Source organism: Dehalococcoidales bacterium (assembly GCA_030698765.1).
Taxonomy (GTDB): domain Bacteria; phylum Chloroflexota; class Dehalococcoidia; order Dehalococcoidales; family UBA2162; genus JAUYMF01.
In genome coordinates this window covers 1-5,481 of sequence record JAUYMF010000028.1, presented here as the reverse complement: position 1 = coordinate 5,481, position 5,481 = coordinate 1, and the positions used below count along the sequence as shown (strand labels likewise).

At 49.6% G+C, this 5,481-nt stretch carries 7 protein-coding genes; 1 reads left to right on the top strand and 6 read right to left on the bottom strand.

The features are described 5' to 3' along the window. The 5 genes from Q8Q07_01320 to Q8Q07_01300 all read right to left on the bottom strand — a co-directional run. Window positions 1-472 (bottom strand): hypothetical protein (locus tag Q8Q07_01320; protein MDP3878931.1); only part of this gene is annotated, 472 nt, incomplete at its 3' end. Between the two features lie 26 nt (window positions 473-498). Beyond that, window positions 499-1,029, bottom strand: a complete 531-nt coding sequence (locus Q8Q07_01315) for a prepilin-type N-terminal cleavage/methylation domain-containing protein (protein ID MDP3878930.1) — start codon at window positions 1,027-1,029, stop codon at window positions 499-501. Continuing rightward, window positions 1,026-1,418 carry a type II secretion system protein gene (locus Q8Q07_01310; protein ID MDP3878929.1) on the bottom strand — a complete coding sequence of 131 codons (393 nt, stop codon included), beginning with the start codon at window positions 1,416-1,418 and terminating at the stop codon, window positions 1,026-1,028. Before Q8Q07_01310 ends, Q8Q07_01315 begins: the two co-directional genes overlap by 4 nt. Window positions 1,419-1,439: 21 nt before the next feature. After that, entirely contained in the window at window positions 1,440-2,648 is a 1,209-nt protein-coding gene (locus Q8Q07_01305; protein ID MDP3878928.1) for a type II secretion system F family protein, read from the bottom strand. Between the two features lie 61 nt (window positions 2,649-2,709). Further along, a complete protein-coding gene (locus Q8Q07_01300) occupies window positions 2,710-4,242 on the bottom strand; it encodes a GspE/PulE family protein (protein MDP3878927.1) in 1,533 nt (510 codons plus the stop codon). 235 nt (window positions 4,243-4,477) lie between these two features. On the opposite strand from Q8Q07_01300, the gene rsmG reads away from it, so the two are divergent. Continuing rightward, window positions 4,478-5,191, top strand: a complete 714-nt coding sequence (rsmG, locus tag Q8Q07_01295; protein MDP3878926.1) for a 16S rRNA (guanine(527)-N(7))-methyltransferase RsmG — start codon at window positions 4,478-4,480, stop codon at window positions 5,189-5,191. An 80-nt stretch (window positions 5,192-5,271) separates the two neighbouring features. Here rsmG and Q8Q07_01290 read toward each other — a convergent pair. Continuing rightward, window positions 5,272-5,481: hypothetical protein (locus tag Q8Q07_01290; protein ID MDP3878925.1), on the bottom strand; the 210-nt coding region annotated here is incomplete at its 5' end.

Below are 5,481 nucleotides of genomic sequence, written 5' to 3'. Positions count from 1 at the left end.
TGTAACCATCGGGTAATCTGACCCCGATTTCATTGAGATGGACCGTTGAATCATGTTGCAGGGTAATGGTGATAGTATAGCGGTAGTCCCCAGCTCCATCATCCCATACCAGTTCCCCGGTAACATCGACAAATTCATTATGTTCTCCCGGTTCTATCAGCTCGCCGAAAATCAGGGTATAGTACCCGGTATTCTCCGCCTCTATATCTACCGTCATCAGGTTAACACTATCCAGAAACTGGGCTGGTTGCTGGACATTATTTAATAAAGACCACAGGGTGTTTTCAATACCCGCCTCAGCGGCATAAGCTGCCCGCAAGGATTCGATAGTAATATTGCTACCTTTAAGGTTAGTAGTAGCATAATTTAGACTGCCACTAACGGTCAGTCCGCCTACGGCGAGCATACACAGTACAATGGGTAAAGCCTGACCTTTCTGGCCACCCAGGAAGCGTTTAATGATTGCAACCATAGTACTATTACTCCTGTGAAAACGGGCTAATAATTAATCCGGCGCATGACTTTATATTCCCGGCTTTCCAGAACGTTTTCGTAAGAAGCGGTGAGCTTTAGCGCCAGCATTGGGGATTGATAGCTGGCCCTGCTGGTATAGGTAATATTATCGGAATCAAAGAATATGTGCCGGGCGATGAGGGTCTCTTCGTTCGCCCCGGCGCTGCTCCAGTGATAGCGCTTGAGTTCACCGTTACTGATGATCATGTTTTCAAAAAAGTACCTGACCGAATGGTAAATTGGCTGACCTCCGGCGTCCCACTCCGTCCAATTTGCCAGTATGAAATCCGGGAATGTCAGGTTATCCGTAACCACACTCTGCGCCATTTGAGTATCGCGGCTAATCCAGTAGCCGGCATTTTCGACCTGTCTCACTGAAGTCAGATAGTCATTATTACGCTGGGTGCCGTGAAGAACCTGGAATATAACCATCACCGCTGATGAGCTTATCAAAGCAATCATTGAAACGGCTATTAACAACTCGGTGATCGTGAACCCTTTCTCGCTCGATTTCATCTGTCTACCTTGTAACTTTCCAGGATAAATCCCGACCCCCCGGAACGATTAACCTTTATGGTTATTCTCTGTATCCCGTCGTCCGGCGTGCGTAATGGCTCGGCGGTAATCGTAATCGAATAGCCCAGATAGTCTTTACCGTCGGGTAGCGGCGCAGCGGAGTACTGAGTGGCATTATCTGTATAATCGGCGGCCTTAACCCATTCCATCTGCTGTTGGGACAGGCTCATTGCCGTACCCCGCTCATCAGCTATGTAAGCGGCTCTGGAGGTTGTCAGCAAACCACCGAGAAAGATAACAGCCGTCGCGCCCAGAATAGCTAAAGCGATAATAGTTTCGACGAGAACCATCCCCGCTTCGCTACCGCTATGAGTTTGTTTCCTTAGCATTGACTCATATCCAGTGACTACTCAGAAGCCTGTTCCATAGACCCCGTATATTGCCGAGGTCAAAGACAAGGCTACCAGACCGACAACTATTCCGATAAATAGAGTCATCCCCGGTTGGATTAAAGCGATAACGGATTTCAGTTTAAATTCAGCCTCGGTATAATAGCTCCGGGAAACGGTCAGCAGGGTAGTATCGAGACCACCTGTCTCCTCTCCAACTCTGACCATCTGGACCATTAGCGGTAAGAAAAGCTTATTCCTGGACATAGGGTTAGACAAACCTTCACCCTTGACCATTCTGTCGTGGACTTCATTAAGGCCATGGGCAATTGCTCGGTTACCACAACTCTGCTGGATCAGGGGCATTGCCTCGGTCAAAGGGAGTCCGGCGCCAAAGAGCAAGGATAGGCTCCGGCAACAACGGGCCAGCTCAATCAAATGCCTGATACGGCCTAGATACGGAACTCTAAGCAGTAGCCTGTCCCATTGATAGCGGCCCCGCTTCGTCTTGATATAGAAAAGGATAGATAGAACCGTAACGGCCATGACCGTCAGGATGACCAGGATATTATCTCTAAGACCGTTAGAGAGGGCAAGCATTATCCGTGTGATGGGCGGTAATTCAACGCCGAGCGAGCTATATATTCCACTGAATGAAGGAATAACCACCGTCATCAGCAACCCGATGACGGCAAAAGCAACAACAAAAGTGATTGATGGGTACATCAGCGCGTTCTTTGTCTCCTTAACAGTAGCAACTTCCTTCTCCAAATCTTCAGCAATCTGTCTCAAAACGATCTCCAGGTTACCGCTTTGCTCGCCGATATTTACTAAACGGCTGTGCATGATTGGAAAAACCTTGGCATGTCTGCTCATTGCTGAAGAAAGTGACCCGCCACCACGTAAATCAGCTACTATCTCACCTAAAACCTTTCTCAGGGCACGGTTATCAACCTGGCTCTGCAGTATTTCCAGAGATCCGGGAATATCATTGCCTGATTCCAGGAGCATGGCCAGCTGCTGGTAAAGGATTATTACCTCAGCCGGTTTTATGTTGAAAAGACTGGTTAACAGTTTGTCCATGCTGAGAAGCGGTGTATATGATTTCAGACTGACCGCCTTGTAGCCGGCGTAACTCAATAGTTCCGTAGCAGCTTCTTCATTTGAAGCTGTCAGCTTACCTTTAACTACCGCCCCATCCTCATTATAGGCAATATATTGGTACACCATCTTTAAACGACGCTCAATAAATTCTCCCCGGCATGTTTCCACGGGTAACTAAGGACGACCATTAATCTACGGAGTAGGTATTACGCAGTACTTCTGAAGGTGTAGTTATGCCAGCTTTCACTTTTAGCATTCCATCCCGAATCAACGGGACCATGCCGTCTCTAATAGCTTGGGCGCGCAGCCGTGCCGGCGTGGTGCCGGTCAGCAACATCGCTCTGATTTCGTCACTCATGTGCATGATTTCAAAGATACCTACCCTACCCTGGTACCCTGTATTACCGCATGATTTACAGCCATTACCATAGGGAAACTGGCGGCGCTCTTCGATAAGCGGATAGTTAATGCCGCTGGTTTCTCTACTGTAAATCATCTCTTCTACCAACGGGATACTCCTTGGCTGAACGCAATCAGGACAAACCCGTCTAACCATCCGCTGCGCCACCACCCCGATTAATGCTGTCGATACCAGAAAGGACTCAATGCCAAGGTCAAGAAGCCGGAAGATAATACCCACGGCATCATTAGCGTGGATTGAAGATAATACCAGGTGCCCGGTCAGGGCAGCCTGAATGGCTATTTTGGCCGTTTCGGCGTCACGTACCTCGCCAACCAGGATCACATCCGGGTCAAGGCGTAATATCGACCTCAGTCCAGTAGCGAAGGTGAGGCCGGCCCGGGGATTGACCTGAACCTGGTTTATCCTCCTGAAACGGTACTCTACGGGGTCTTCAATGGTAATAACATTACGTTCTTTAAGGTCAAGGGAATTCACCGAAGCATAAAGAGTGGTGCTTTTACCGGCACCGGTAGGCCCGCTGATTAATATCATTCCATGAGGGACCTTAAGCATTTTTTCATACATCGCCAGGCTTTCCGGTAGAAAACCCAGGTCCGACAGACCCATACTAGCCCTGGTTTTATCGAGAAGCCGCAGCGTCGCCATCTCACCGTGTACCTGCGGCATTATCCCTACCCGTATATCTATGGACCGGTCACCCTGTGTCTTTATGGAAAACTGGCCATCCTGTGGACGGTGGTGGTCGGCGATGTTCATGTTAGCCAGTATTTTAATCCTGGAAATAAGTGTGGTTGCCGTCGTCAGGGGCATGGATAAGGTGTCGTGAAGAGTGCCATCCACACGGTACCTGACTCTCAGTTCATCTTCCTCCGGTTGCAGATGTATGTCTGAAGCTCCCGCTTTTACGGCTTCATCAATAATGAGGGAAATGGCGCGGGCTACCGGAGTATTGGAGGCGGTATCAAGTTCTATCTGTTGGCCGGCAGCATCACCCGGTGATGAGATATTTGAAATCTGTTTCTCGATTTCGTCATAAGAGCGGTAATTAAAGTCAATAGCTTCCTGGATTTCCTCAGCGGAAGCCGTTTCCAGTTCTATCAGTTTCTGGGTATGAGTTTCCAGAGCCTCCCAGGCAAAGATGTTGGCGGCGTCTGCCATGGCTACCCGCAATACGTTACCATGTACTTCCAGAGGGATAACCTTATACTTCCGGGCCATTTCCTCAGGAATTAGCTTTAACGCTTCCGGCTGCGGCAGATATTTGCGCAACTTGATATTGGCCTGTTCGTGTAGCATCTTCTTAATTGAATCCGAAAACCTTACGTCTCAAATGAAATTGAGCACGTTGCCCCTCATTAAGTATGCTCTGGCAACACAGTCATAACAAGACTCTAACAGATACAAACGGTTATCTGAAATGTGAAACTTCACTGAGCCAAAAGGCTCAAAAGGGGCACACAAGGCTCACGGAGAGCCGGAGCAATCTCCGTGCGGCAATGATATAATCAGAGTAAAGCCCAAAGTATTTACTATGGAAAAGCTTATTGCCGGAGCCGCAAAATTGGGACTTCACCTCAGTCCCAACCAACTTGAACAGTTTCGTACCTACTACCGGGAATTGACGGAATGGAACCGGCGCATTAATCTGACGGCGATAACCGGTTACGAAGAGGTGCAGGTAAAGCACTTCCTGGACTCGCTGACGGTAGCTTTAGCCTGGCAGCCCGGAAGTGGTGATAACAATATGATTGATGTTGGTACCGGGGCGGGTATGCCGGGGCTGCCCCTCAAAATCCTCTTCCCGCAGATTCGCCTGGTGCTGCTTGATGCCACCGCAAAAAAAGCCGACTTTCTGGAGCACATCAGGCAGAAGCTGGAGATGGATGACGTGGGAATAGTGGTGGGGCGCGCCGAGGAGATCGCCCGCCTCAGCCGTTACCGGGAGCAGTTTGATGTTGTCCTTTCCCGGGCGGTGGCAACCCTGCCCACACTGGCGGAGTTGACCCTGCCCTTCTGCAAGGTCGGCGGCCGCGTTATTGCCCAGAAGAAGGGGGATATTGACCTGGAAGTAGACCAAGCATCCGGAGCGATTATCACCCTGGGGGGCAGGCTACGGGAGGTGAAGAGGATTGACCTGGAAGAACTCCCCGATGACCGCTACCTGGTTGTCATTGACAAGATTTTACCCACCCCCGAAAAATACCCGAGGCGGGCGGGGATGCCGGGGAAGAGGCCGATTGGGTAGAACGTTTTTGCTACTTGGCAGCCGTGATAATCCGCAGCTATTCAGAGGTACATATGAGAGAGTCGTCTGTGTAGACAATGCTATCTGCTGCGCAACTCTGGGTGCGCGTCAAAATCAATAGTAAACTCATCTGATACCCATTCTTGACCATCGGCGTTGAGCCATAATCTTGCTTTCTGCTTTGCCCCTATGTTGATCGGTTTCCGAAACCAAGCATTACCGCTCATATTATTCCAGAGTTCCTTGTGGCCGATCCTTGGATTGGGATACTCGTCTAGATAACGACCACC

Coding starts and splice junctions, on each gene's coding strand:
- Q8Q07_01315 (MDP3878930.1), bottom strand. CDS start 1,029: ATGAAATCGAGCGAGAAAGGGTTCACGATCACCGAGTTGTTAATAGCC.
- Q8Q07_01310 (MDP3878929.1), bottom strand. CDS start 1,418: ATGCTAAGGAAACAAACTCATAGCGGTAGCGAAGCGGGGATGGTTCTC.
- Q8Q07_01305 (MDP3878928.1), bottom strand. CDS start 2,648: ATGGTGTACCAATATATTGCCTATAATGAGGATGGGGCGGTAGTTAAA.
- Q8Q07_01300 (MDP3878927.1), bottom strand. CDS start 4,242: ATGCTACACGAACAGGCCAATATCAAGTTGCGCAAATATCTGCCGCAG.
- rsmG (MDP3878926.1), top strand. CDS start 4,478: ATGGAAAAGCTTATTGCCGGAGCCGCAAAATTGGGACTTCACCTCAGT.